The 22,212-nt window shown below is 64.6% G+C and carries 26 protein-coding genes; 14 read left to right on the forward strand and 12 right to left on the reverse strand.

Going from position 1 to position 22,212, the window contains the following annotated elements; translation table 11 throughout:
* The first annotated feature begins 18 nt into the window (after window positions 1-18).
* The 3 genes from H8A95_RS08360 to H8A95_RS08370 are packed head-to-tail and all read left to right on the forward strand — an operon-like array spanning window position 19 to window position 2,645.
* Window positions 19-906 (forward strand): NAD(P)-dependent oxidoreductase, encoded by an 888-nt coding sequence (locus H8A95_RS08360; RefSeq protein ID WP_229182735.1) that lies wholly within the window; start codon window positions 19-21, stop codon window positions 904-906.
* Complete coding sequence (locus tag H8A95_RS08365; RefSeq protein WP_229182736.1) at window positions 903-1,883, forward strand: Gfo/Idh/MocA family protein; 981 nt, start codon at window positions 903-905, stop codon at window positions 1,881-1,883. Before H8A95_RS08360 ends, H8A95_RS08365 begins: the two co-directional genes overlap by 4 nt.
* 6 nt (window positions 1,884-1,889) lie before the next feature.
* Window positions 1,890-2,645: a GntR family transcriptional regulator gene (locus H8A95_RS08370; RefSeq protein WP_163154279.1), complete on the forward strand. Its 756-nt coding sequence runs from the start codon at window positions 1,890-1,892 to the stop codon at window positions 2,643-2,645.
* A 16-nt stretch (window positions 2,646-2,661) separates the two neighbouring features.
* Here the strand turns inward: H8A95_RS08370 and H8A95_RS43750 are convergent, their stop codons facing one another.
* A complete protein-coding gene (locus H8A95_RS43750) occupies window positions 2,662-2,790 on the reverse strand; it encodes a hypothetical protein (RefSeq protein ID WP_274617391.1) in 129 nt (42 codons plus the stop codon).
* Window positions 2,791-3,187: 397 nt separating this feature from the next.
* On the opposite strand from H8A95_RS43750, the gene H8A95_RS08375 reads away from it, so the two are divergent.
* Complete coding sequence (locus H8A95_RS08375) at window positions 3,188-3,364, forward strand: hypothetical protein (RefSeq protein ID WP_229182737.1); 177 nt, start codon at window positions 3,188-3,190, stop codon at window positions 3,362-3,364.
* Between the two features lie 656 nt (window positions 3,365-4,020).
* Window positions 4,021-4,248 carry a hypothetical protein gene (locus H8A95_RS08380; RefSeq protein WP_163154281.1) on the forward strand — a complete coding sequence of 76 codons (228 nt, stop codon included), beginning with the start codon at window positions 4,021-4,023 and terminating at the stop codon, window positions 4,246-4,248.
* A gap of 24 nt (window positions 4,249-4,272) precedes the next feature.
* Here the strand turns inward: H8A95_RS08380 and H8A95_RS08385 are convergent, their stop codons facing one another.
* On the reverse strand, window positions 4,273-5,223 hold the full coding sequence (locus tag H8A95_RS08385; protein ID WP_229182738.1) for a L,D-transpeptidase family protein: 951 nt from the start codon (window positions 5,221-5,223) through the stop codon (window positions 4,273-4,275).
* 609 nt (window positions 5,224-5,832) lie between these two features.
* Here H8A95_RS08385 and H8A95_RS08390 point away from each other — a divergent pair.
* Window positions 5,833-6,147 carry a hypothetical protein gene (locus H8A95_RS08390; RefSeq protein ID WP_229182739.1) on the forward strand — a complete coding sequence of 105 codons (315 nt, stop codon included), beginning with the start codon at window positions 5,833-5,835 and terminating at the stop codon, window positions 6,145-6,147.
* A 9-nt stretch (window positions 6,148-6,156) separates the two neighbouring features.
* On the opposite strand, the gene H8A95_RS08395 is transcribed toward H8A95_RS08390, so the two are convergent.
* Both H8A95_RS08395 and H8A95_RS08400 read right to left on the reverse strand, forming a co-directional pair.
* Complete coding sequence (locus H8A95_RS08395) at window positions 6,157-7,191, reverse strand: D-alanine--D-alanine ligase family protein (RefSeq protein ID WP_229182740.1); 1,035 nt, start codon at window positions 7,189-7,191, stop codon at window positions 6,157-6,159.
* Window positions 7,188-8,216, reverse strand: a complete 1,029-nt coding sequence (locus H8A95_RS08400; protein ID WP_229182741.1) for a putative zinc-binding metallopeptidase — start codon at window positions 8,214-8,216, stop codon at window positions 7,188-7,190. Before H8A95_RS08400 ends, H8A95_RS08395 begins: the two co-directional genes overlap by 4 nt.
* A 250-nt stretch (window positions 8,217-8,466) precedes the next feature.
* On the opposite strand from H8A95_RS08400, the gene H8A95_RS08405 reads away from it, so the two are divergent.
* On the forward strand, window positions 8,467-8,907 hold the full coding sequence (locus H8A95_RS08405; RefSeq protein ID WP_229182742.1) for a styrene oxide isomerase: 441 nt from the start codon (window positions 8,467-8,469) through the stop codon (window positions 8,905-8,907).
* A 17-nt stretch (window positions 8,908-8,924) separates the two neighbouring features.
* Here the strand turns inward: H8A95_RS08405 and H8A95_RS08410 are convergent, their stop codons facing one another.
* From H8A95_RS08410 to H8A95_RS08440, 7 genes are all read right to left on the reverse strand, one after another.
* Window positions 8,925-10,208 carry an RNA polymerase sigma factor gene (locus H8A95_RS08410; RefSeq protein ID WP_229182743.1) on the reverse strand — a complete coding sequence of 428 codons (1,284 nt, stop codon included), beginning with the start codon at window positions 10,206-10,208 and terminating at the stop codon, window positions 8,925-8,927.
* Between the two features lie 84 nt (window positions 10,209-10,292).
* A complete protein-coding gene (locus H8A95_RS08415) occupies window positions 10,293-10,679 on the reverse strand; it encodes a YciI family protein (protein ID WP_229182744.1) in 387 nt (128 codons plus the stop codon).
* A 202-nt stretch (window positions 10,680-10,881) separates the two neighbouring features.
* Complete coding sequence (locus tag H8A95_RS08420; protein ID WP_229182745.1) at window positions 10,882-11,577, reverse strand: AprI/Inh family metalloprotease inhibitor; 696 nt, start codon at window positions 11,575-11,577, stop codon at window positions 10,882-10,884.
* The gene (locus tag H8A95_RS08425) at window positions 11,577-12,560 is read right to left on the reverse strand and encodes a 2-hydroxyacid dehydrogenase (protein ID WP_229182746.1); all 984 of its coding nucleotides are present in this window, start codon (window positions 12,558-12,560) and stop codon (window positions 11,577-11,579) included. Before H8A95_RS08425 ends, H8A95_RS08420 begins: the two co-directional genes overlap by 1 nt.
* On the reverse strand, window positions 12,560-13,348 hold the full coding sequence (locus H8A95_RS08430; protein ID WP_229182747.1) for an ABC transporter permease: 789 nt from the start codon (window positions 13,346-13,348) through the stop codon (window positions 12,560-12,562). Before H8A95_RS08430 ends, H8A95_RS08425 begins: the two co-directional genes overlap by 1 nt.
* Window positions 13,345-14,148 carry an ABC transporter ATP-binding protein gene (locus tag H8A95_RS08435; protein ID WP_229182748.1) on the reverse strand — a complete coding sequence of 268 codons (804 nt, stop codon included), beginning with the start codon at window positions 14,146-14,148 and terminating at the stop codon, window positions 13,345-13,347. The genes H8A95_RS08430 and H8A95_RS08435 overlap by 4 nt, the downstream gene beginning before the upstream one ends.
* 16 nt (window positions 14,149-14,164) lie before the next feature.
* Window positions 14,165-15,208 (reverse strand): ABC transporter substrate-binding protein, encoded by a 1,044-nt coding sequence (locus tag H8A95_RS08440; protein WP_229182749.1) that lies wholly within the window; start codon window positions 15,206-15,208, stop codon window positions 14,165-14,167.
* 145 nt (window positions 15,209-15,353) lie between these two features.
* Here H8A95_RS08440 and H8A95_RS08445 point away from each other — a divergent pair, with 145 nt between their 5' ends.
* Window positions 15,354-16,160 (forward strand): creatininase family protein, encoded by an 807-nt coding sequence (locus tag H8A95_RS08445; protein ID WP_229182750.1) that lies wholly within the window; start codon window positions 15,354-15,356, stop codon window positions 16,158-16,160.
* A 146-nt stretch (window positions 16,161-16,306) separates the two neighbouring features.
* Complete coding sequence (locus tag H8A95_RS08450; protein WP_229182751.1) at window positions 16,307-16,570, forward strand: hypothetical protein; 264 nt, start codon at window positions 16,307-16,309, stop codon at window positions 16,568-16,570.
* A gap of 150 nt (window positions 16,571-16,720) precedes the next feature.
* Here H8A95_RS08450 and H8A95_RS08455 read toward each other — a convergent pair whose 3' ends face one another.
* Entirely contained in the window at window positions 16,721-16,990 is a 270-nt protein-coding gene (locus H8A95_RS08455; RefSeq protein WP_229182752.1) for a metal-sensing transcriptional repressor, read from the reverse strand.
* A 321-nt stretch (window positions 16,991-17,311) separates the two neighbouring features.
* Between H8A95_RS08455 and H8A95_RS08460 the strand changes: the two genes are divergently transcribed.
* From H8A95_RS08460 to H8A95_RS08480, 5 genes are all read left to right on the forward strand, one after another.
* On the forward strand, window positions 17,312-17,605 hold the full coding sequence (locus H8A95_RS08460) for a hypothetical protein (RefSeq protein WP_229182753.1): 294 nt from the start codon (window positions 17,312-17,314) through the stop codon (window positions 17,603-17,605).
* A 186-nt stretch (window positions 17,606-17,791) separates the two neighbouring features.
* Complete coding sequence (locus H8A95_RS08465) at window positions 17,792-18,073, forward strand: hypothetical protein (RefSeq protein WP_229182754.1); 282 nt, start codon at window positions 17,792-17,794, stop codon at window positions 18,071-18,073.
* A gap of 25 nt (window positions 18,074-18,098) precedes the next feature.
* Window positions 18,099-19,886: an Nramp family divalent metal transporter gene (locus H8A95_RS08470; RefSeq protein ID WP_229182755.1), complete on the forward strand. Its 1,788-nt coding sequence runs from the start codon at window positions 18,099-18,101 to the stop codon at window positions 19,884-19,886.
* Window positions 19,883-20,122: a hypothetical protein gene (locus tag H8A95_RS08475; RefSeq protein ID WP_229182756.1), complete on the forward strand. Its 240-nt coding sequence runs from the start codon at window positions 19,883-19,885 to the stop codon at window positions 20,120-20,122. Before H8A95_RS08470 ends, H8A95_RS08475 begins: the two co-directional genes overlap by 4 nt.
* Before the next feature lie 307 nt (window positions 20,123-20,429).
* A partial coding sequence (locus H8A95_RS08480; protein WP_229182757.1) for a carbohydrate porin occupies window positions 20,430-22,212 on the forward strand: 1,783 nt, incomplete at its 3' end.

Here is a 22,212-nt window from a genome sequence, read left to right on the forward strand (position 1 = left end):
GCGAAGCGGCGTCGCATCATGTCTCGCGAGACACCAGTCGGCATGATCGGATTGGGGCTGATGGGATCGGCGCTTTCCGCGCGACTGATCGATGCCGGCGTAGGCGTAATCGGCTTCGATATCGATTCGGCGAAGACCGATGGGCTGAGGTCGAGCGGCGCCGAGTTCGCGGCCTTCGCCGCCGACGTCGCGGCACGCTGCCGGACCATCGTGATCGCGGTGTACGACGCGGCCCAGGTCAAGGGATTGCTGCCGGACCTTGCCAACGCCAGGCTGCCGCCGGTCGTGATCTGCACCACCACCTGCGCGCCGGGCGAGATCACGGCGATCGCCGAATTCGCGGCGCACGCGCGCGTTGGCTTCATCGAAGCGCCGATCTCGGGCACCAGCGCCGAGGTGCGCGCCGGCACGGCCACCGCGCTGGTCGCCGGTGACGCCGACATCATCGCGGCCGCCGCGGCAACGCTCGACATCCTCTGCCCGCAGCGGATCAATGTCGGCGCGATCGGCAATGCCAGCCGCACCAAGCTCGCCATCAACCTGATCCTGCAGAACAACCGCGCCGCGCTGGCCGAAGGCATCGCACTTGCCGAGGCGCTCGGCCTCGACGGCGCGACCTTCCTTGCGACGGCGCGGCAATCGGCGGCATATTCCAGAGTGATGGACAACAAGGGACCGAAGATGCTGGCGCGGGATTTCTCGCCGCAATCGCACATCGCGCAGACCTTGAAGGACGCCGAACTGATCCTGCAGGAGGCTGGCCGCCACGGCCTGCCTCTGCCGCTGACCTCCGTGCAAGCCGAACTGCTGCGCGCAGCGATCGCGCGTCAGGGTCCGGACAGCGACAGCGCCGCAATCATCGAGGCGATCCGTGCCGGACGCGATCAGGACAAGGACCACTCATGATCAATTGTGCGATCGCGGGCCTCGGCCGCTGGGGCCGCGCGCTGGTCGAGGCTGCGCAGAGCGAGCCCCGGCTCAGGATCGTCAGCGCGGTGGAACCCGACATCGCCGGCGCCGCGAGCTTCTGCGCGGCGCACGGCCTGTCGCCTGCGCCAAGCCTGGAGGCCGTGCTCGCCCAGCCAGGCATCGATGCCGTGCTGCTGGCAACGCCGCATTCGCTGCACAAGGGCCAGGTGATCGCGGCCGCCAGAGCCGGTAAGCAGGTGTTTTGCGAGAAGCCGTTGGCGCTCCGGCGCGACGATGCAGCCGAGATGTTCGCGGCCTGCCGCGACGCCGGCGTGCTGCTCGCAGTCGGGCATAACCGCCGGTTCTGGCCCTCGATGCAGGCGCTGCGCGCGATCGCAGCCTCCGGCGAACTCGGCACAATCCTGCATGTCGAGGGCCACAACAGCAACGAGAACTCGCAGGCCATCACGCAGGGCTGGCGGCTGTCGCCGGAGGAGTCACCCGGCGGCGGACTGACCGGCGCGGGGCTGCATGTGCTCGACGGCTTCGTCAGCCTGCTTGGTCCGGCACGCCGGGTCTATGCCCGGTTGAGCGAACGCGAGGCGGGACCGCCGCCGCTCGACACTGCAACTTTAGCGATTGAATTTGTGAATGGCGTCAATGCAACCCTTGCGACGATCCGCGCAACACCGTTCTATTGGCGCGTGCATGTGTTCGGAACGAAGGGATCGGCAGAGGTGCTCGACGAGGGGACGATGGTGCTACGGACATCCGGCGAAGCACCTGCGACGAGGCGTTATCCGGCCGTCAACACGCTCACCGCGGAACTCGCCGCCTTTGCCGACGCGGTCGAAGGCAGACAGCCGTTCCCGGTACCGGAGGCAGATGTGCTCGCGACGCTCGCCGCATTCGAGGCCGCGCTGCAATCGATGCAGACAGGACATCCGGTCGCCTGCCATACAGCATACCAGTGATCCGCCATGTCTGAACAACCGGACCGAGCGAGATCGTCCCGCTACCGCGACATCGCCACCGGACTGCAGAAGGACATCCGGCTCGGCACCTACGCAGTCGGCAATCTGCTGCCGACCGAAACCGAGTTGATGGCGAGCTACCAGGCGAGCCGCCAGACCGTGCGCGAGGCGCTGCGTATCCTGATCGACCAGGGCCTGATCGTGCGCCGCGCCGGCCTCGGTTCGGTGGTGATCGCCTCCGAGCCGCCGGTGCTGTTTACCCACAGCGTCAAGTCGCTCGGCGAGTGGCTGCGCTATTCCAACGAAACCTACCGCGACGTCGTTGCCAGCAGCGACATCGTGGCCGACCGCAAGCTGGCGGGACTTCTGAAATGCGAGCCCGGCAGGAGCTGGTTCCTGATCGAGGCGGTGCGCCGCTCGGACCAGTTCGCCGCGCCGCTCGGCTGGACCGAGATCTATGTGCTGCGCCGGTTCGCCGATGTGGTGACACGCAGCGACCACGGCCGCACCCCGGTGCACGAGCAGATCGCCAAGATGTACGGCCAGGTCACCGAGCGCGCGCAGATGGAGATCTTCGTCCGGGGCATGCCCGCGCCGATCGCCAAGTCGCTCGGCGTTAAGACCGGCTCGCCGGCGCTCACCGTGGTCCGCCGCTACTACGGCGTACGCGAGGAACTGTTCGAGGTGACTATCACAACGCACCCCGAAGGGCGCTACACCTACACGATGGATATGCAGCGCTCGCTGCGCCCGAAGCTCTAGCCGGGCCTCTCGGGCTCTACCGCGCCCGGGCCAGATGCGTGTTGGCGGAGGTGTGTGCCATCTGCGGGGTGCCGCTCACGCCCCAGATCACGACCGCGATCAGCGCGGCCGCCCAGACATATGGCACAGCGTTCGGCTTCTTCATTTCCGAGATCAACCCCAACGTCTCAGGAGGACCGGCGGACCTCACGACCCAGATCGTGAATCTCACGACCACGGTTGTCAGCGTCTCACCAGGCTCCGTCGTTCACAACGCTACTAAGGTTAGACCTTGTCGGTTTCAGGACGTCTTCGTGCGATTCCGGAAATGATTTCGTGGGAACCGAGCGCTCTCATCCGAATTGATGAGATCGCAGGTCCCGCCTGAATACGGTTGTGTTCGCGGCGAGGCTCAGACGAGGTCCGAGAGAATTTCCTGCTCAAATTTGAGTCAGTTGCACAACAAACATTCCAAACGGTGTCAGCTGAATTCTTTTTGATTGTCGTGCCGACGCTGGCCGTGGCATCAGGGCGTATGACACTGCGATGACAAGGGTTCTCCCGTGACTGCCCAACCGGCCAAACCGCAAGGCGGCTCCCGCCGCCACTCCAAGGAAACGCAGGACGAGGTTGCGCGGTCGCTGGAACGGGAGCTGAGGTTCTTGTCGGAAGAGCGCCAGGAACGTGCGCTGCGGCTCGGCTTCGACATTGCAGCCAAGTCGCCGAAGGTGGATCAATAAGGCCGCCGCCGCGCTAAAGCTGAGAGGCCGCGCTCCTTCCGGCGGTCGTCCCTGCGAAAGCAGGGACCCGTACTCCGCGGCGGATGTAGTGAGCGGGACTCGTCGTTCCACCGTCCTTCAACGTCAGACATCTGTGGTTATGGGTCCCTGCTTTCGCAGGGACGACACCAAATGTGTTGCGCGGTCGGTGGGCGATGGCTTCGCATTCTCGCGACATGATTGCCCGAGCTTTACTCTTCGTTCCGCCCTCTCTTGCAGCGGGCGCAGGGAGCTTGCGCCGTCGGGCAATCGGTTGCATGGGCCCGCGCCTGCCCTCGCTCGTCATTCCGGGGCGGCCCAAAGGGCTGAGCCCGAAATCCATCGCGCCTCAGCGTTGGTGGTGAAATGGATTCCGGGCTCGTGCTTCGCACGCCCCGAATGACGAAGCGAGCGCGCCCCGAAAACAAAACAGACAGGATCTACTGCGCGCCCTGCACTTCCGCATCGACTTGCGCTTCGTCGCCGAAGCGATTCGCGCCGCAGGATTTGTCCGCGAAGCCTCATCGGCGATCGCGGAGAATCTCCGCTCGGAAGCCGTTGCTGCCGATGTCAAGATGCCGAACGGGACTAGCGGCCTCACGCGCGCTGCGGCCTGCTGCGAATTCTCGGAGACTTGAATGCTCGGCCGCCCCGACGACAAGGAAGCCCTCAGACTGACGCTGGCGTTCTATTGCATCATGGAGCCGGACAAGCGCGCAATCATTCTAAGCCTCGCCGAACAATTTGCTCGCACATCGCAAACCGTCGAGGGCTGCGTGCACTTCCTGTTGCTGGACGACAGCCTACCTGCGAGTCACGATGCGATGCCGGAATTCCTGAGCAGAAAGCGTCCGACCGACCAATAGCCGTCGTCTCCTGCGGTCACCGCATTATCGCGCGCCCTCGACGAACGTAACCGGCGTCCCTTTCGCAACACCGGCCGCAACGCGCAGCGCATCCCAGTTCGTGAGCCGGACGCAGCCATGGGATGCCGCCTTGGAGACCAGGCCGGGATTGCCGGTGCCGTGAATGCCGTAGCCTTCCCCCGAGAGGTTGATCCACACCACGCCGACCGGATTGTTAGGGCCGGGCTTGATCGTGAACGGCTTGTTTGATTTGACGCCCTTGAACTTGTATTTGGGATTGTAGCGATAGGTCGGGTTCTTGTTGATCGCCGTCACCTTCAACGTGCCGGTCGGCGTCGGCTTCTCCGTGCTGCCGACCGTCGCGGGATAGAAGGCGAGCAGCTTCCCCGCCGCGTCGAATGCGCTGAGAGTCTGTCGCGTCTTGTCGACTTCCATGCGCGCAATCGCCGGAGGCTTTCCGACGTCGAGCACGTTCGCAACCGCGATAGTCTCCCCGGCCTTGTCGAACTTCCGTCCGGGATTGAGCGCCTGAAGCAGCGGCTCGCTCATATGGAATTTCTCGGCGAGCGCCTCGCGCGGGCTGGTGTAGTTCAGCGCCGGCAGACTCTTCATGCTCTCCATCTTTGCGGGAACCTTCGCCAGGAACGGGCCTTTCACATCAGCATCGACGATCGTGTAATTGACGATCGCGGCCCCTTCGCTGGCAGAAGTGAGCCTGGTCCAGAGATCCGGCGTCACGGCCTTGTCGAACGACAATCCGTTCGCCGTGGCGAACGCAGTGAGTGCTTTCTGCGCGTTCTCGCCAAGCTCGCCGTCGATCTCGCCGGGGGAGAAATGCGCGCGATCGAGCAGGATCTCCAGCCTGGCAATGGAGGCGCTGACCTGATGGCGGCCCGGCAATTTTGCCGGTGGCGCCGCCGCGTCGTTGATCGCGGCAGCATCGAGACCGGCTGCCATCGCGGGCACGGCCGGCATGAGCAAAAATACAATGGCAAAACGCCCAACGAAAAAATGTCGGAACATCGTTTATCCCAACGTGGCTACCTTCCGTAAAGTTACGGCAAGCGCCGAAGTTCCAATGCGGAAAGCTGCGGTGGAACGGCAGAGATCGCCGCTTTGCCGCAATGACCCGCCAAAAAGTCGTTATCCGAAGTGCACTTGCGCGCAGCTCACATCACAATTCAGGTCTCACGAAGCAAATGCGATTCGTCATCGCGGCGCTTGCCGCGTTTCTTGTCTTGATGCTCGACGTCGATCGTTCGCCAAGCTCACTCGACGCCTCCGCAACTCGCCTACGGCGCGGACGAAGTCGCAAGACTCGGCAACGGCGCAAACTGCATCTCTGCGATGGCCGAGCCGGCATACGCACTGGCGATCAGGATCATGACTCGAATGGCGACGAACATGGTGCCTCCTCAGTGTTTTTCTTGGTCTCTCAATGCCAGAGACTTCTTTCCCGCCGGTGAGGAAAGCTGGTTGCCGCAACCTTGAAGGCATTGGTAAGCGAGCTCTTTACGCAGCCCCGTTCATCAGTTGGGAACCGTATCGGCCGATCGACCGGCCCGCTCAACGCGCGGTTCACCCTTGCCGGGCATTGTTCGCCTCAATCAAGAAGGCGCAAACACAATGCCGATTTTCAGGACGATCCTTGTTGTCGTATCGATTTCTCTTGCCGGTTTGTACGTCTACGATACCTACCGCCGCAATGTGCTCGCCATGCCGGGGTCGGTAAACGAAATCCTTGCACGACGGTGGCCGGAACCGGATGCGTTTCATCCGACCATGGCGTCCGCTCCCGTCGCCACTGCGAACGCGACGCCGGCGGCGCGCGTTAGGGAAACGTTTGCGATGTTCATCCCGAGGGACGCACGGCGCCATCTGATGCAGCGCAGCCTTTGACGGCTTGGTTCAACCCAGGGATACGCCTGCCTTGGCACGGCTGATTCCGAGCGTCAGGATGCGATTCAACAGACCCGGGTAGTCCAGTCCATCATGCCCGGCTGCGGTCGCGAACTCCTGGCTCTTCGCGATTTCGGGGTTGGGATTGGCCTCAATGAAAAACGGAACGCCATTGGTGGACAGGCGGAAGTCGATGCGCGCATATCCATCGAGCCCCAGCGTCCGGTAGATACGTTTCGCCAGTCGTTGAATATGGGCGGATAGTTCCGGCGTGAGGTCCTCGGCCGGGCCATCGGCAATCCCGATGCGCTCCTGATAGCTGGTGTCGTGCTTGGCCTTTTCGGTGGCGATATGCCGCGCACCGGGACCGCCCATGCTGCCGAATTTCAATTCCCAAACCGGCAAGACCCGTAGCCGGTTATTGCCGAGCACGCCGACATAGAGCTCGCGTCCCTCGATGAACTGCTCGGCGATGGCAGCCGTTCCGATCCGCTCATGGATGAAGGCGACGCGCTCCACGAGCTTCTCGTCGGTATCGACGATCGATGCCTGCGAGATTCCGAGCGATCCATCGCTGCTCAGGCTCTTGACGATCAGCGGCAGCTCAAGACGCGGCGGCCGCTTGACCTTGCGGCGCATCGGGAACACGGCGAAGGCCGGCACCGGGATGCGGCGGTGATGCACCAGTGTCTTGGACAGATCCTTGCCGCGCGCCAGGATCAGGCCGCGCGGGTTGCACCCGGTATACGGGATCTTCATCAGCTCGAGATAGCTCGCGATATGCTGGTCGTACACGACGTTGTAGTGAAACTCCTCCAGCAGCGTGAACACCACGTGCGGCTTGAAGCCTTCGATCTCGTCGCGCACCGGCTTGATTTCTTCCTGCACGCCGAGCGGACGAACCTCATGGCCGGCCGCGCGCAGGGTGCTCACGACGTCGTATTCGGTTTTCCACTCGTTGATTTCCCGCGCCGAGTAGCCATCGCTGGAGTCGGGCGGCACACAGTCCGGGTGCATCAGCACCAGAATGCGAAAGTGTTTCATAGCGCGATCCATTTGCGGCGCGACGGGCCGAACAGCGCGTGCATGGTCTTGGCTGTCAGCAGGATGGTGAAATTGGTCACCAGCTTCTGCTCGGGGCCGACGGCACGCAGGTTGAGCTCGCGGCAGCGCGAGATCATGTCGTCGAGCACGGCATCGAGCGTCAACTGGTTCTCGCCCGTCCACCGTGCGACCAGCTGCCTGATCTGGGCGCGGTGCCGCCTGATGAAGGACGCAGCCGGCGGATGCCGGTGATGCCGCGGATCGGCAGAGAACAGCTTGGACAGATCGCGGTCGTAGGTCTTCGGCGGCGTGAAGGCGTAGAACGCCTGCTTCTTCTTGTAGTGCTCGCCGAGCGTCTGCTTGAGCGTATGCAGCGGATCGACCCGCTCGCGCGTCGTCAGCAGCGGCCGCTCGCCGGCAATCTCGCCCATCAGCTCGTCGACGTATTCGAGCTTCTTCAGCGCCGGCCATCCGGCATACCGCGTCCGCCAGTTCGAGCGCGGCCGCAGCCACACCGCGAAGGTCTCGGCGAAATCCTCGTCCGGATGGCTCTGCGCATACCACAGCCTGAGATGCTGGACATAATTGCGGCTGGCCGGATTGGGCCGGTAGTAGCGCGGATAGTGTTGCGACGACGGACCGAACAGCTGCTGCCAGCGCCGGCGGCGCTGCAGCTGGTAGCCGTGCTGTATGGCATGCCCCGCCTCGTGGCGGAGAATGGCCATGCACTCGGACCACGAGGCGCCCTCGACGTCGAGCATCATCTTCTTCTCGAGCTTCATCAGGCGGGGATGGGCGAGATAGAAGGGAATGGCGATGCCGGGCACATCGGCCGGGCTGAACCATTCGCTCGAGATCCATGTGTGCGGCCTCAGCCGGATGCCGCGCTCTTCGAGCTCTTCGTAGAGCGTACTGACACAATCCGCGAGCCAGGTGCCTTCGACCGCAACCCTCAGACTGCTGAGGCGCTGCTCGAGCAACTGCGCATCCGTGAGCTTCTCCCAGGCATATTTGCGACGCGGCATAGGCTTCCAAAGTCAAAAAACAAACCGGAATCGGGATGGTGTCATAGGTTGCCGCCGGCAACAACCGCCGGACCTTTGCGGACAGGGCCAGGTCCGCGGCGGCGTTGCGCCGCCCCCCGGGCCCTGTCCACAAAGGGCCTGGCGGACAGCGCGGAGAGCCCGGGTCACGGGTCCAGGTCGCGCGGCCAGCGCCTTCGCGCTTTCTGCTAGGGTCAGCCATTATTGGGGCAAGGCTACCAGAGGGGCGAGAATGGATTACAGACGACGGCTGCTGTTTCACGGCATGGCCCTGTTCCTGATCGGGCTGTTGACCGGTCTCATCGAGCAGCACTTCACCAACGTGCGGATGGCGCTCGCGGCGCATCTCGAAGGCGTGATGAACGGCACGTTCCTGCTCGCGGTCGGCGCAATCTGGAGCGAGGTGAGACTGTCGCACCGCGCGAGCGTCGCAGCCTATTGGGCGCTGCTCTGCGGAACGTACGGCAACTGGGCCGTGACGACACTCGCCGCCGTTCTCGGAACCGGTGCACTCTCGCCGGTCACGGCCGCCGGGCGGAGTGCCGTGCAGTGGCAGGAAACGCTGGTGACCGCCGGGTTCGTCTCGATCGGGCTTGCGATCATCGCAGCGTCGGTCTTGCTGTTATGGGGGCTGCGCGGCAAGGCAGCGCTCATTGGCGATGACGCGAAGTAGCGTTCTGTGGCCCGAACTTAGCGGCCGCCGTGGTTCTGCGCGGCGCGCGCAGCGGCTGCGGCGCGGCGCTTCAGGAACCCGCGCTCGCGCGCGTTGCCGGCCAATGCGGCGGCGGCCTCGAACGCGGCGTGCGCCTCGGCGAAGCGGCTGAGCTTGTGCAACAGATCGCCGCGCACGCTCGGCAGCAGATGATAGGACCTCAGCGCCGGTTCGTCCGCGAGACCGTCGACGATCGCAAGCGCTGCCTGCGGCCCCTCGGCCATGCCGATCGCGACCGCACGATTGAGCTCGATCACCGGCGAGTCCAGCAGCGCAGCGAGATCGCCGTAGAACGCGGCGATGCGGCTCCAGTCGGTCGCATCTGATGTGTCAGCCTCGGCGTGGCAGGCGGCGATCGCGGCTTGCAGCGCATAGAAGCCGCCGGCGCCGCCGAGCTCGCGGGCGCGCGCCAGCGCCAGGCGCCCGCGGCGGATCTGCAGGTGGTCCCACTGCGCGCGATTCTGGTTCATCAGCAGGATCGGCTCGCCGGCCGCATCGGTGCGCGCCGCCAGCCGCGAGGCGTTGAACTCCATCAGCGCCAGCAGCCCGTGCGCCTCCGGCTCCGATGGTGCGATCGAGGTCAGCACGCGGCCGATGCGCAGCGCCTCGTTGCAGAGCTGCGGGCGCAACCATTCGTCACCGCGGGCCGCGGTATAGCCCTCGTTGAAAATCAGGTAGACGACCTCGAGCACGGAGGCGAGCCGTTCGGACAGCTCCTCGCCGCGCGGCGTCTCGTAGACCAGACCGGAATCCGACAGCGTGCGCTTGGCGCGCACGATGCGCTGGGCGATGGTTGCCTCGGCCTGCAGAAAGGCGCGCGCGATCTCCTCGGTGGTGAGGCCGCAGATCATCCGAAGCGCCAGTGCCGCACGGGCTTCCCGCGACAACAGCGGATGACAAGCGGTGAAGATCAGCCGCAGCAATTCGTCACCGATATCGTCGTCGAGCGCGGAATCAAGATCGGGCATGGTGTCCTGCTCCCGCGCCAGATCGTGCGCCAGAATACCGTGCCGCTCGACGAGCATCCGAGCACGGCGCAGATGATCAAGCGCACGGCGCTTGGCGACCGCCATCAGCCAGGCGCCGGGCTTTTCCGGCACGCCGTCGGCGGGCCAATGTTCGAGCGCGGCGACCAGCGCTTCCTGGGTCAGATCTTCGGCCAGCGGCACGTCACGCAGCATCCGCGACAGGCTGGTGATCAGCCGCGGTTGCTCGATGCGCCACACCGCAAGGATGGTTGCCTGGATGTCGGCGGCCGTCATCGCCGCCGACCTGAGGTCTCTGCTCGTCGCGTTTTCTTCACGCGAAGCGATGTCCACCTCGCTTGAAGCGCTCCGGTCCGCGCATCAGGCTAGGGCGGATACATCGACCTGGCAGGCGCCGTCGACGCCCAGGGTCGCGAAGGGGCGCACCTCGCAGGTGCCGTCCCAGCCTGGCATATGCTCCTTGTGCAGTTGCATGAACTCGACGGCGGCCGCGACGGCCTCCTCCTTGCTGCGCAGCTCGAAGATCGCGTAGCCGCCGATCATCTCCTTGGTCTCGACGAACGGCCCGTCGATGACGTTGAGCTTGCCGTCGGTAATGCGTACCTGGGCGCCCATCGCGACCGGCAGCAGACCGCCGGTGTCGATCATGCGGCCCGCCTTGATTTCCCTCTCGGCGAGCTTGCCCATCGCCTCCATCAGGGCCGGCGTCGGCGGGCGCGGGGGCTGGGACGAGGTGACGATATACATGAACCGCATCGGAAAACTCCTGTTGGGCGAGAAGCGGCGTCGATCGCCGCAAAATCGGCTCGCTATGGGAGACGACGATCCAGTGGCCGCCGGATCGACATGGGGTCGGGAATTATTTTGCCATCGAGAAGCGGGGCGTACCCGCCCCACCGTCGTCCCTGCGAAAGCAAGGGACGACACGGAGTCTGTGGCAGGACGCCCCCTACTGCTCCCGCAGCATGATCAGCGGGTCGGCGCTGTCCGGGACGCGGCGCCATTGGGCGTTGTCGTCGGCCTCGAACTGCCAGGTCTCGCCCTTGGCCGACATCAGGACCATCTGGCCATGGTCGAGCCGCCACTGCGTCGGGTTGAAGGCCGCGACCACCGGATCGCATTTGCCCTTCAGGAACACCTGGAAATTGTCGTTGCCGGCATCGGTATTGGTCAGCACCAGGACGCAGATCGCCTGGCCGTTGCCGCGAACCATCGACCAGTCGCCGATCATCTGGTCCATCGACTTGGCGAGCGAGCGGGCGGCGGCGAGGTTTTGCAGGATGTAGACGCCCTCGTTGGTGCGCATCCCCTCGAAGATGCCGGTCTCGACTTCGGTGAAATCGATCACGCCCTCGCCGGCCGCGTTGTGCAGCCGCACGATGTCGCCGAGACCCTTGATGCTCCAGCCCGTGATGTCCTTGGTGAAGGGCAGCGCGGCGGCGCAGGCCGGCTCGAGCTCGAGCTTGAAGCCTTGCGGCGTCGCATCGCTCTTCAGCGTCACGACGCAGGTCTTGCTGCGCTCGGTGGTGGCGAGCTCCCACTGCCCGATCATGTCCTTCTTCAACGTCGAGACATCCTGCGCGGCTGCCGGACCGCACGCGGCCAGCAGCACAAGCAGCACGACGTTGAAGCGGGACAAGGCCATCAGCGATCCCTGACGGGCGTTTCCGCAACCGGGGTCAGCGGCGGCTTGCCGGCGAACCAGTTCGTGATGTTGTCGACCACGAGCTGGTCCATCGCATTGCGCGTCACCACCGAGGCCGAACCGATATGCGGCAGCAGCACGACGTTCTGCATCGCCTTCAATTCGTCCGGAACGTTCGGCTCGGCCGCGAACACGTCGAGGCCGGCGGCGAGGATGGTGCCGGACTTCAGCGCCGCAACCAGCGCCGGCTCGTCGACGACAGAGCCGCGCGCGACATTGATCAGCACGCCGCGCGGGCCGAGCGCCTTCAGGACGTCGGCATTGATCATCTTCGCCGTCGAGGCGCCGCCCGGCACGATGACGATCAGGGTATCGACCGCCTTCGCCATCTCGATCAGATCGGGATAGTGCTTGTAGGCGACGTCCTTGGACGGATTGCGCGAGTGATAGGACACCGGGACTCGCGAGGCTTCCAGCCGACGCCCGATCGCCTGCCCGATCCGGCCCATGCCGACGATGCCGATCTTGCGGTCGCGCAGCGAGCCGACGCTGAGCGGATAGTTCTGGGTCTGCCACAGGCCGGAGCGCACATAGCGGTCGGCCTTGACGAATTCACGCAGCGTCGCGATCAATAACCCCATCGCGACGTCGGCGACCTCCTCGGTCAGCACGTCGGGCGTGTTGGTGACCACGATATTGTGATCGCGCGCATAGGCGGAATCGACGTGGTCGTAGCCGACGCCGAAGCTGCCGACGATCTCGAGCTTCGGAAACAGCGCCATCGCGGTCCTGTCGGTCGCCATCGTGTGATAGGTGACGGCGATGCCGCGGATCTTGCCCATCGTGTCGAGCGTCAGGCGCTCGAGGTCGCCGCGGCTTTCGGCACGGTGCAGCACATACTGATCGGAAAAGCCGTTTTCGAGGATTGGCCGGATCGGTCCATAAACCAACAGATCGATCTTTTCGGAAGAAATCGGGGCCATCAATTGTCCTTTCCTAACGCGCTTTCATGCCAACGCCGCAACAACAGGTGCGAAACTAACGCCAGCACCCCATAGATGACAATCCCGGCCAGCGATAGCAGCAGAAGGGCTGCGAACATGCGGGGAATATTCAGCCGGTAGCCTGATTCAGCGATCCGGAACGCGAGGCCCGAGCCGGCGCCGGCGCTGCCTGCCGCGATCTCCGCGACCACGGCGCCGATCAGCGACAGCCCGCCGGCGATGCGCAGGCCGCCAAGGATATAGGGCAGCGCCGCCGGCAGCTTCAGGAACAGCAGCGCCTGCAGCTTTGATGCGCCATAAAGTTGAAACAATCCGGCGAGGTTGCGATCGACCGAATTGAGGCCGAGCGTGGTGTTCGAGAGCACCGGAAAGAACGCCACGATCCAGGCGCAGACGATCACGGCAGTCTGCTGTTGGAGATAGATCAGCAGCAGCGGCGCGATCGCGATGACGGGCGTCACCTGCAGCACCACCGCATAAGGGAACAGCGAGTATTCCAGCCATTTCGACTGGTTGAACAGCAGCGCCAGCACGACGCCGCCGACCGCTGCGGCGACGAAGCCTTCGAGCGTGGTCAGGAGCGTGACGCCGAGCGATTGCGACAGAATCGGCCAGTCCGCGACCAGCGTCTTCAGCACCAACAACGGACTCGGCAGCACATAGGGCTGGATGCCATAGGCACGGACGATCGCTTCCCAGAGCACGAGGCCCGCGGCAAACACCGCAAGCGGAAGCAGAAAGCGGACCAGATCCTGCGGAGACTTCATGCGCCCGCCTGCCCTGCGTAAGACGGCGCCAGCGCACCCGAGACCTCGCGGCAGAACGCGGCATATTCGGCCGAGGTGCGGAATTCCTCGCCGCGCGGCTCCGGCGAGGTGATGCGAAACTCGGCGCCGATCCGGCCCGGCCGCGCCGTCATCACGATCACGCGCTGCGAGAGATAGACCGACTCGAACACCGAGTGCGTCACGAAGATGACGGTCTTGTGCAGGTTGCGCCACAGCGACAGCAGGTCGTTGTTGAGGCGAAAGCGCGTGATCTCGTCGAGCGCCGCGAACGGCTCGTCCATCAGCAAGATATCCGGATCGGTGACCAGCGCGCGCGCCAGCGACACCCGCATCTTCATGCCGCCGGACAATTCGCGCGGATAGGCGCCGGCAAAATCCGCAAGCCCGACCTGATCGAGCGCGGCCGCGATGCGCGCATCGGCATCGGCCGCCGGCGCATGGGCGAGCTTCAGCGGCAGGCGGACATTGTCGCGCACATTGGCCCACGGCATCAGGGTCGGCTCCTGAAACACGAAGCCTATCCTGTGGCTGCCGCGCTGCTCCGTGCCGTGATGCGAGAGCTCGACCGTGCCGGCGCTCGGCGTGGCGAGGCCCGCAATCAGCCGCAGCGCGGTGGATTTGCCGCAGCCGGAAGGTCCGAGCAGCGAGACGAACTCGCCGCTGGCGACGTCGAGGTCGAGCGGCCCGAGCGCCGTTACGCCGCTGTCATAGGTCTTGGCGACGCCGCGCAGGCGCACCGCTGACTCGGCATCAGACCCAGACAACGCAGGCTCCGCCATCGCGATTTCGCAGCCGTCAGTTCTTCGGCCGAAGCTCGACGCCGACCGCCTTGTTGACGAAGCGCAGCGTGTAGCCCTGGCGATAGTCGATGGTGCCCTTGACCACGCCGGCGCGCACCATCTTGTCGAAGAAGCTCGCCATCCGCTCGTCGGTCATGGCGCCGATTCCGTTCTTGATGGAGTCTCCGGAATCGACGATGCCGTGCTCGCGCATCTTGGCGACGCAATAGGCGAGCAGTTCGTCGTTAATGTCGGGATTGAGCTTCTTGATCATCGCATTGCCGGCCGAGTTATCGCCGTAGACGTACGTGTACCAGCCGACAACAGACGCATCGACGAAGCGCTGCACCAGGTCGGGCTTCTTGTCGACCAGATCGCGGCGGGTCTCGATCAGCGTCGAATAGGAGTTGAAGCCGTAATCGGCAATCAGGAGAACATTTGGCTTGAAGCCGGCGGCCTTCTCGACCGCAAAGGGCTCCGAGGTGACGTAACCCTGCATCGCGGTCTGCTTGTTCACGATGAAGGGCTGCGGGTTGAAGGTGTAGGGCTTCACCTTGTTCTCGTCGAAGCCGTATTCCGACTTCAGCCACTGGAAGTAGCTGGTGATGCCCTCCTTCGAGATCAGCAGCGTCAGCGGCTTCAGATCCTCGATCTTGCCGACCTTGACCTCGGGATGGGTCAGGAACACCTGCGGGTCCTTCTGGAACATGGCGGCGACCGCGACCAACGGCACATTGTTGGTGACGGCGTCGAAGGTCTGCAACGAGTTCGCGCTCATGAAGAAGTCGAGCTTGCCCGCGATCAGCAGCATACGGTTGTTCTCGTTGGGACCGCCGGGCACGATGGTGACGTCGAGGCCGTATTTCTTGTAGGTGCCGTCGGCGAGCGCCTGGAAGAACCCGCCATGCTCGCCCTCGGCGACCCAATTGGTGCCGAACGAGACCTTGTCCAAAGTCTTGTCCGGGCTCTGCGCCCGCGCGGGAGCAACGGCCGCAGAAACGCTGAGGGCGGCGGCCAGCAGCCCCATGGTTAACGCTCGCGGCAAAAAGGCCCGGATCATGGTTGGACTCCGTCTGATATTATGGCCCATGATGGAAGGCGGGACGACGTGGACCGCGCCCGGAGACGCGAACGCCCCACTGATGTTAGACAAACTAGCCTGCAAATCCATCCAATGAAACGCTTGTATTGAAACGACCGGCTTGATGACCTCTCAGCTTCCGCCCCGCGACTGGACCGCCATCCATTGGCCTGACCTCGCCAAGGGAACGGCTGCGCGCTGGATCGCGGTGTTGCCGCTGGCCGCGACCGAGCAGCACGGACCGCATCTGCCGCTCGGAACCGACGTCATGATCGGCGAAGCGTATCTGGCGCGGGTTCAGGAGCTACTGCCGGCGGCCATCCCAGCGACCTTCCTGCCCTTGCAACCGGTCGGCATCTCCACCGAGCACATCGATTTTCCAGGCACGCTGACGCTTCCGACCAATGTGGCGCTGAAGAGCTGGATGGCGCTCGGCGAGAGCGTGGCGCGCGCCGGGGTCAGGAAGCTCGTGATCGTGACCAGCCATGGCGGCAATTCCGCCGCGATGTCGCTGGTGGCGCAGGATCTGCGCGCGCAACACAAGATGCTGGTGGTGACCACGAGCTGGTCGCGTTTCGGTGCGCCCGACGGGCTGTTCGATGCTGCCGAATTGCGCCACGGCATCCACGGCGGCGCGGTCGAGACCTCGATCATGCTGGCGAAATATCCGCAGGCCGTGCGCAAGGATGCGATCGCAGACTTCACACCTGCGAGCGTGCAGATCGAGAAGGATCATCGCCATCTGTCGACCCAGCGGCCGGCGCCGTTCGCCTGGCAGGCGCAGGACCTCAATCCGAGCGGCGCGATCGGCGATGCCACCAAGGCCTCGGCCGAGAAGGGCGAGAAGCTGATCGAGCACGGTGCACGCGCGTTCTGCGAGCTGCTGGGCGACGTCGACAGGTTCGATCCGGGCGCCTTTGGCAGCAACTGACCGGGAATTCCCTCGTCCTGGTCGAGGCGACGAAACAATCCACGAAACCATATTTCGCGGCCGGCCTTCGAACCGGAACCGAAAAGCCTCCGTCCAACGGGCATGCGGACCAAACCGGACCGCGCTCAAACAGGATGGAGTATCCCATGTCGATCAAGACCAAGTTTGCCGCCCTCGCTCTCACCGCGCTCGCCGTGACCGGCGCCATCGCGTCCACTACTTCGCAGGCCGAAGCCAAGCCGTATGGCTGGGGCTGGGGCGTTGGTGCGGGCCTGGTCGGCGCCGCCATCGTCGGCAGCGCGATCGCGGCCAGCGACGGCTACTACGATGCCGGCTACCGCCGCTGCGGCTGGGTGCGCCAGTTCGACGCCTACGGCAACTACATCGGCCGCGTGCGCACCTGCTACTGATCGACGGGTTTTTACTCAGGCTGCGGATCCTGTGTTCGGCACGGGTCCTCATCCACCCCGTGTCGCAACCGACCCGTCCGGTGATCCCCCCGGACGGGTCAACCCTTTTCAGTCCGCCACATGCGGCCTTGGGTCACAGCTTATCTTGAGTCACAGGTATTTGGCGATCAGCCGGAAGTCGCGCAGCACATTGCGGCCCTTCGGACCCGATGCCTTCAACGTCTCCTCGAGGCTGTGGCCGATGTGATCGTGGATCAGCGCCTTCTTGGCGCTCTCGATCGCGCTCTCCACCGCCTGCAATTGCTGGGCGATCTGCGCACAGGGCCGGCCCTGCTCGATCATCTCGACGATGGTCTCGAGATGGCCGTTGGCGCGCTTCAGGCGCCGGGCGATAGCGATGTGCGGGTGGTCGTCGGACATATGGTTCTCCTATCCTCCCGGGAGGATAATCGCTATCCCCCCGGGAGGATAGTGAAATCAGCTTGACAGCCCTCTGCGTCAGGCGTACCGGCCGATTGTCGGAACATTCGTTCCGCACCGGGGCGTCGCCCCGACCACGAGCCAGCACAGAAGGCACATGGGCAGTAGCAACTCAGGCGACAGTAGACCCACGACGGGACTGTTGACGCCGCACAGCAAGACTGATCGCGCAGGCTTCCGCTGCGTGGATGGGTGGTCGCGCCTCGGCTGACCGCCTGCTCCTCACCGGCCTGCCGCGACCTGCGGAAGTGGAGGTGAGCGATGTTCGAAAAGCTCGCAAAATTCCGGCCGTTCGAGCCGCGGCAGATTCCGCCGCGGGCGGCCACCTATTCCAATGACAACCTGCCGGGCTTTCGCCGCCCGGCGGACCGCCGGCGTCCAACCCCGGCCTGTCATTGGATCCTGATCGACGGCCGGCTGGAGTGCCGGTGGATCGTCGAAACCACCCTCGAATCATCAACCAATGATCTCGACCGACAGCGACGCGCGGACCGGTATTCCGGCCCGCGCGCAGCAATTGCGCATTCCGCCGCAAAGATGACCGCAACCGCCTGAAGGACCGACATGGACGAAGGACCTAGTCGTCCCGTTGCGCGCCATCGCGGTGCGACAACGGGACTCCCTTCGGGGAACGACATCAATTTTGGAATTGCCGCTGCTCACGGCAGCGGAGGTTGCGCGCGCGCCTAGAGCTGCTCCGCGTCCCTCGTGCCGTGCCCAACGGGCAGCGGGGAGACGAACATGAGCAAGACAAATGACATCTTCGGGCAAGCCCGTCGGCCGACCGCCGCCGATGCCGTCGGGCGTCCCGCAACGGCCAACGACCAGCTCGTCCCGGTGATGCAGAGCGTCATCGCGCTCATCAACGAGAGCGCTGGCCTCGTCCGCCATGTCGCCGCGCTCGGCATCGCGGTGATGATGGACATCGACTGCGCGCGACCTCGGCGCCGGCCGGCGGCAGACCCCGTCCCGGCGACTGAAGCCAGCAACATCATCCGCTTTCCAACTCCCAAAACCACCTAACCACGCAAATGAGAAGGAATGAGTCATGACCGTCGTCAATGACTTGAACGTGCACGCCTCCGATCGTGAGGCCACCGCCAGCTCCGTCCGCACCGCGGTGCTGGACAACGCCCATCTCGGCGACATCCGCGGCGCGCTCGGCAGCATCGCGCGGGATGACACCGCACCGCGGGCGACCTTGCTTGCCCGCCTGAAGACGCTGCTGGCAATCGTCGGCCCCGGCCTGATCGTGATGGTCGGCGACAACGATGCCGGCGCGTTCGGCACCTACACCCAGGCCGGACAGAATTACGGCACCACGCTGCTGTGGACGTTGCTGCTGCTGATCCCCGTGCTCTACGTCAACCAGGAGATGGTGGTGCGGCTCGGCGCCGTCACCGGCGTCGGCCATGCGCGGCTGATCTTCGAGCGCTTCGGCAAGTTCTGGGGCGCCTTCAGCGTCATCGACCTCCTGGTGCTGAACGCGCTGACCATCGTCACCGAATTCATCGGCATCACCTTCGCGCTTCACTTTCTCGGCGTCTCGCAGTTCTGGGGCGTATTGGCCTCGGCTGTTATCGTGATGCTGGCGGTCTCGACCGGAGACTTCCGCCGCTTCGAACGCTTCGGGATCGTGCTGGTGTTCGGCAGCCTGCTGCTGGTGCCCGTGATCCTGATGGTGCATCCGCCGGTCGGACAGATCGCAGCTGATTTCTTCGTGCCGAAGATGCCGCACGACGCCAAGCTCAGCGAGGTGATGCTGCTGATCGTCGCCATCGTCGGCACTACCGTGGCACCGTGGCAATTGTTCTTCCAGCAGAGCTACATCGTCGACAAGCGGATCACGCCGCGGTTTATCCGCTATGAGCGGATGGATTTGTGCATCGGCATCGTGCTGGTCGTAGTCGGCGCGGTGGCGATGATCTCGTTCTGTGCGGCGGTGTTCGCTGGAAAGCCCGAATTCGGCAATTACACCGACGCGCTGGGAACCGCGGTCGGGCTCGAGAAATATGCCGGCCGGCTGCCGGCGGTGCTGTTTGCCCTCGCACTGCTGGATGCCTGCATCATCGGCGCGGCCGCGGTTTCCCTCTCGACGGCCTACGCGATCGGCGACGTGTTCGCGGTCAAGCACTCACTGCACCGCAAGCCGTGGGATGCAAAAGGCTTCTACAGCGTCTATTGCGGCCTGATCGTGCTCGCTGCCGTGCTGGTGCTGACGCCGGGCACGCCGCTCGGGCTGCTCACCAACGCGGTGCAGACCTTGGCCGGTGTGCTGCTGCCGAGTGCGACCGTGTTCCTACTGCTGCTCTGCAACGACCGCCACATTCTCGGACCCTGGATCAATTCGACCCGGCTGAACCTGTTCACCGGCGCTGTCGTGGCGGGGCTCGTGATGCTGTCGGTGATCCTGACCGCCGCGGTGCTGTTCCCAGATCTCGGCGAGGAATGGATCATCGGCATCCTGGTCGGCGGCAGCGTGCTTGCGCTTGCGGTCACCGCGCTCGTCAAGCTGTACGAGATGTCGTCGCGCCGCAACGCATCGTTCCGCTTCAAGCCGAAGCCGCCGCTGGAGCCTATTCCGTTCCGATGGAATCGGAACGGGGCTCCAGATTCTTGTTTGGACGCGTTTTCTTCACGCGAACCGGTGGCCACTTCGCTCGAAAACGCTCTGGCCGATCGCGACACCTGGCGGATGCCGCCGCTCGACCGGCTGCCGCCGGCGCGGCTCAGCCCGCTGAGCCGGATCTGGATGATCGTGCTGCGCGGCTATCTGGTCGTTGCCGCGGGCCTCGTGCTGCTGCGGATCGTGCAGCTCGCCACGGTGGGTGCGTGACGGCGCTCGGCCGCGGCCGGCGATGGGGCGCGATCGTGTTGTTCAGGCTGGCAAGCACCATCCTGCGCGGCGCAACCGCGCTCTTTCAGCGCCGCATGATTTCAGGCGCCGAGCTGCGGACGGCGCTGTCGATGGCGCGATGGGTCGAACGGGCCGGCGCGAGGGTCGTGCTCGGCAGGGCATCGCAGCCGGCATTCATCAAAGCAAGGGACGAAGACAATGGTGGCATTGCTTGAACGGTCGGGTTTCGGCCGATTTGCCACAGACGCGCGGTCGATCGCAGCCGATGGGGCCTGCTGCCGCGTGCTGTTACGTGACCGTCATAGTGGCGTGCAAATCGAAGGGGTATCTGGTGCACCCCAGTTGCTATTGCGAATGACTTGCAATAAGAGTTGGGGAATGCCAGGTGCTGAGCTGGCTTTGGATGGGACGACGCGGATCGGACCGGGGACGGCGGGCGATGACTTCAAATCTCGGGTGGCAAGTGGCCGCCAAATCTGCAATGCCGGGCGAAACCGCCAACCGTTCGCGGAAAGCCGCGTCATGACCTGCGTCCGCCTCTTCCGGGTTCAGATCGCCGCCGGCGCAGCGCTCGGTGCGGCTGCGTTCGGCGCGCCGGCAACTGCGGCCGACCTACCGCTCAAGTCTCCGGCCCTGAACGCGGTTTACAACTGGACCGGCTTCTACGTCGGCGGCCATGTCGGTTATGGCGATGGCACACTCGGCCCCGATACCAATCCGCTTCCGCTACAGGCCGTCTTCTTCCCGCACAGCATCACGGGCGGGATCGGCGGCTTCCAGGCTGGATACAATCGCCAGTTCGCAAATCGCTTCGTGCTCGGCGTCGAGGCCGACGCGACATTCGTGGGTCCGGTCGATCTGCCGCGGCGCACGCTCGGCCCCTTCAACAGCTCGGTCGACTATGTCGGCACCGTGCGCGGCCGTGCCGGTTACGCCTTCAACGGCTGGATGCCTTACGTCACCGGCGGCTTCGCCTGGGGCCGCACCCAGGCCAGGGTGAATGACGCTGCGGGCAGTGTCATCTCCGAACCGGGGCAGTACCAGACCGGCTGGACCGTTGGCGCCGGCGCCGAATTTGCGCTGAGCGGCAATTGGACGGCCAAGATCGAATACGACTACATCGACCTGTCGCGCCGCACGCTCGGCCTCAACGACTTCGGCATGCCTGGCGTCACCATCGACCCGCGGCTGCACCTGCTGAAATTCGGCCTGAACTATCAGCTCGGCGACTCGCCATGGTCGGCGACCCCGACCCAGCCCCGGCTGCCGGAATCCGACAATTGGTCCGTGCATGCGCAGACGACGCTGATCGGACAGGGCTACCCGGCCTTCCGCGCCGCCTATAGCGGCACCAACAGCCTGCCGCCTGGCGGACAGGTGCAGCAGACCTGGACCACGACGGCGTTCCTCGGTGTGCGGCTGTGGGAAGGCGGCGAGCTCTACTTCAATCCGGAGACGGCGCAGGGCTTCGGCCTCGACGGCACGCTCGGCCTTGCCGGCTTCCCGAACGGCGAGGCACAGAAGGCGGGCGCGGCCTATCCGAGAATTCGGCCGCAGCGCTACTACCTCAAGCAGACCTTCGGCTTCGGCGGCGAGCAGGAAGATGTCGCCGACGGACCGAACCAGATCGCGGGCAAGCGCGACATCGATCGCCTGACACTGATCGTCGGCCGTTTCGCGATCGGCGATTTCTTCGACGGCAATTCCTACGCAAAGGATCCGCGCGCCGACTTCATGAACTGGGCGATGTGGGCCTCCGCCGCCTACGACTTCCCGGCGGATCTGCCCGGTTACACCCGCGGTGCCGTGGTCGAACTCAATCGCAAGGACTGGGCGGTGCGCGCCGGCGTGTTCCAGGTGCCCAATGCACCGAACACCGACGTGCTGGTTTCCAACACCAGCAACGGCGGTGCGGTGGTGGAATTCGAGGGCCGCTATTCGATCTTCGATCAACCCGGCAAGGTGCGCGTCGGCGTGTTCGGCAATCGCGGCAACACCGGCAATTACGCCCAGGCGCTCGCGATCGAGGATGCCAATCCCGGGCTCGATATCAACGACGTGATGGCGGGCATCCGCAAGGACAACACCAAATACGGCTTCTATTTGAACGGCGAGCAGCAGATCGCAACCGATGTCGGCCTGTTCGGTCGCCTGAGCTGGAATGACGGCCGGAACGAGATCCTGTCCTTCGCCGATGTCGACCGCAGCCTTTCGGGCGGCGTGTCGATCAAGGGCAGCCGATGGGGACGGCCGGACGACACGATCGGCATCGGCGGCGCGATCAATGGGCTCTCCGCCTCGCACC

The organism is Bradyrhizobium oropedii (assembly GCF_020889685.1).
GTDB classification, from domain to species: domain Bacteria; phylum Pseudomonadota; class Alphaproteobacteria; order Rhizobiales; family Xanthobacteraceae; genus Bradyrhizobium; species Bradyrhizobium oropedii.

Coding starts and splice junctions, on each gene's coding strand:
- H8A95_RS08360 (WP_229182735.1), top strand. CDS start 19: ATGTCTCGCGAGACACCAGTCGGCATGATCGGATTGGGGCTGATGGGA.
- H8A95_RS08365 (WP_229182736.1), top strand. CDS start 903: ATGATCAATTGTGCGATCGCGGGCCTCGGCCGCTGGGGCCGCGCGCTG.
- H8A95_RS08370 (WP_163154279.1), top strand. CDS start 1,890: ATGTCTGAACAACCGGACCGAGCGAGATCGTCCCGCTACCGCGACATC.
- H8A95_RS43750 (WP_274617391.1), bottom strand. CDS start 2,790: ATGAAGAAGCCGAACGCTGTGCCATATGTCTGGGCGGCCGCGCTGATC.
- H8A95_RS08380 (WP_163154281.1), top strand. CDS start 4,021: ATGCTCGGCCGCCCCGACGACAAGGAAGCCCTCAGACTGACGCTGGCG.
- H8A95_RS08385 (WP_229182738.1), bottom strand. CDS start 5,223: ATGCCGGCCGTGCCCGCGATGGCAGCCGGTCTCGATGCTGCCGCGATC.
- H8A95_RS08395 (WP_229182740.1), bottom strand. CDS start 7,191: ATGAAACACTTTCGCATTCTGGTGCTGATGCACCCGGACTGTGTGCCG.
- H8A95_RS08400 (WP_229182741.1), bottom strand. CDS start 8,216: ATGCCGCGTCGCAAATATGCCTGGGAGAAGCTCACGGATGCGCAGTTG.
- H8A95_RS08405 (WP_229182742.1), top strand. CDS start 8,467: ATGGATTACAGACGACGGCTGCTGTTTCACGGCATGGCCCTGTTCCTG.
- H8A95_RS08410 (WP_229182743.1), bottom strand. CDS start 10,208: ATGACGGCCGCCGACATCCAGGCAACCATCCTTGCGGTGTGGCGCATC.
- H8A95_RS08415 (WP_229182744.1), bottom strand. CDS start 10,679: ATGTATATCGTCACCTCGTCCCAGCCCCCGCGCCCGCCGACGCCGGCC.
- H8A95_RS08420 (WP_229182745.1), bottom strand. CDS start 11,577: ATGGCCTTGTCCCGCTTCAACGTCGTGCTGCTTGTGCTGCTGGCCGCG.
- H8A95_RS08425 (WP_229182746.1), bottom strand. CDS start 12,560: ATGGCCCCGATTTCTTCCGAAAAGATCGATCTGTTGGTTTATGGACCG.
- H8A95_RS08430 (WP_229182747.1), bottom strand. CDS start 13,348: ATGAAGTCTCCGCAGGATCTGGTCCGCTTTCTGCTTCCGCTTGCGGTG.
- H8A95_RS08435 (WP_229182748.1), bottom strand. CDS start 14,148: ATGGCGGAGCCTGCGTTGTCTGGGTCTGATGCCGAGTCAGCGGTGCGC.
- H8A95_RS08440 (WP_229182749.1), bottom strand. CDS start 15,208: ATGATCCGGGCCTTTTTGCCGCGAGCGTTAACCATGGGGCTGCTGGCC.
- H8A95_RS08445 (WP_229182750.1), top strand. CDS start 15,354: ATGACCTCTCAGCTTCCGCCCCGCGACTGGACCGCCATCCATTGGCCT.
- H8A95_RS08450 (WP_229182751.1), top strand. CDS start 16,307: ATGTCGATCAAGACCAAGTTTGCCGCCCTCGCTCTCACCGCGCTCGCC.
- H8A95_RS08455 (WP_229182752.1), bottom strand. CDS start 16,990: ATGTCCGACGACCACCCGCACATCGCTATCGCCCGGCGCCTGAAGCGC.
- H8A95_RS08460 (WP_229182753.1), top strand. CDS start 17,312: ATGTTCGAAAAGCTCGCAAAATTCCGGCCGTTCGAGCCGCGGCAGATT.
- H8A95_RS08465 (WP_229182754.1), top strand. CDS start 17,792: ATGAGCAAGACAAATGACATCTTCGGGCAAGCCCGTCGGCCGACCGCC.
- H8A95_RS08470 (WP_229182755.1), top strand. CDS start 18,099: ATGACCGTCGTCAATGACTTGAACGTGCACGCCTCCGATCGTGAGGCC.